The organism is Thauera sp. 2A1 (assembly GCF_009469595.2).
Classification (GTDB): Bacteria; Pseudomonadota; Gammaproteobacteria; order Burkholderiales; family Rhodocyclaceae; genus Thauera.
The window spans coordinates 1-1,319 of record NZ_SSXV01000115.1; the positions used below are offsets into that span (position 1 = coordinate 1).

Below are 1,319 nucleotides of genomic sequence, written 5' to 3' on the forward strand. Positions count from 1 at the left end.
TTTTTTTGGTTCATCGCACCTTTCCGGGGAAGGCGGCCTTGATCTTCAGGAAGAAATAGGTTGAGTCGCGGAATCCGTAGGCCATGCGTTTGATGACCTTGATGCGGTTGTTGACGCCCTCGAGGACGCTGGTGTTCAGGGGGAAGATGGCTGAGGCGAGGATGCCACGCAGGTACTTCCGGAGGCGTTTTGCAAAGGTGATCGCCGCAGCGATACCGCTGTCGATGGCCAGGCGGTACCAGTCTTTCCATCTTCGCGCGCCTTCTCGGACGGTGGGTGCAAACCAGATTTCCTTGATGGCCGTCTTCAGTAGATAGACGGTGGCCAGCGGTGCGTTGGCCGCCAGCAACTCGTCGAGCTTGACCGCCTGCTCGTTGCCGAGGTTGTCGCGGTTACGCAGCAGCAACCAGCGAGAACGCTTGATGACCTGACGCTGCGCGGGCGCACTGCGCAAGGCGTTGGCCTGATCGACGCGCACCCGGTCGACGACGTCTCGACCAAAGCGGGCCACGACGTGAAACAGGTCATAGACCACTTCGGCGTTCGGGCAATGGGCGCGCACCTCCAGATCGAAGGCGGTGTTCATGTCCATCGCAACGGCCTCGATGTGCTGGCAGCCTTCGTTACCCAGCAACTCGAAGAATGGCCGGATCGCTTCGCGGCTGTTGCCTTCTCCGACCCACAGCACGCGCAGGCGCTCCGCGTCCATGATCACCGTCGCGTAGCGGTGCCCCTTGTGCAGCGCGAACTCGTCCATCACCAACCGACGCACGCCCTGCGCATCGAAAGCGCCATACCGGGCCTGCAGACGCCGATGGTCGATGCGCTTGATGGTGTGCCAGTGCAAGCCCGTGAGTTGGGAGACGTGGGCGATCGGTAGGATCTGCACCAGCGCCTCGACCCACGCGCGTAGTCGGTGCGTGATGCGCTCGCCCGTGTCGAGCCAGCTCAGGCGCTCGGCCGCCCGTGCGCCACACTGGTAACAGTCGAGGCGGCGAATCGGCACATCCAGCCAGACGCGTCGATCGAACCAGTCTCGATCGCGCACCAGGCGGCGCCGGCGCTCGTGGAGCAGGACACAGTCGCTGCCGCAGCGCCCACATCGGGGGCGGTATGAGGGGTCTTCAGAGAGGCTCAGAAGCAGCGAGCCGTCGACTCGCTCCTCGGATGAATCGACGACGTGGCCTTCCCAGAGGACCACGCCCAACATAGCATCGCGCATGACGGGAAAGAGGAAGGGGATCGGTTTGTTTGGCGACTGCCAATCTACCAACCTCCGACCCGTCAACCACTACCTCCCCCGGATCGCGCGAAGAACC

The 1,319-nt window shown here is 63.2% G+C and carries 1 pseudogene; it reads right to left on the bottom strand.

Going from position 1 to position 1,319, the window contains the following annotated elements:
* Positions 1-10: 10 nt before the first annotated feature.
* Positions 11-1,108: pseudogene (locus GH664_RS22795) on the bottom strand (ISL3 family transposase); the annotation flags it as partial.
* Positions 1,109-1,319: the final 211 nt, after the last annotated feature.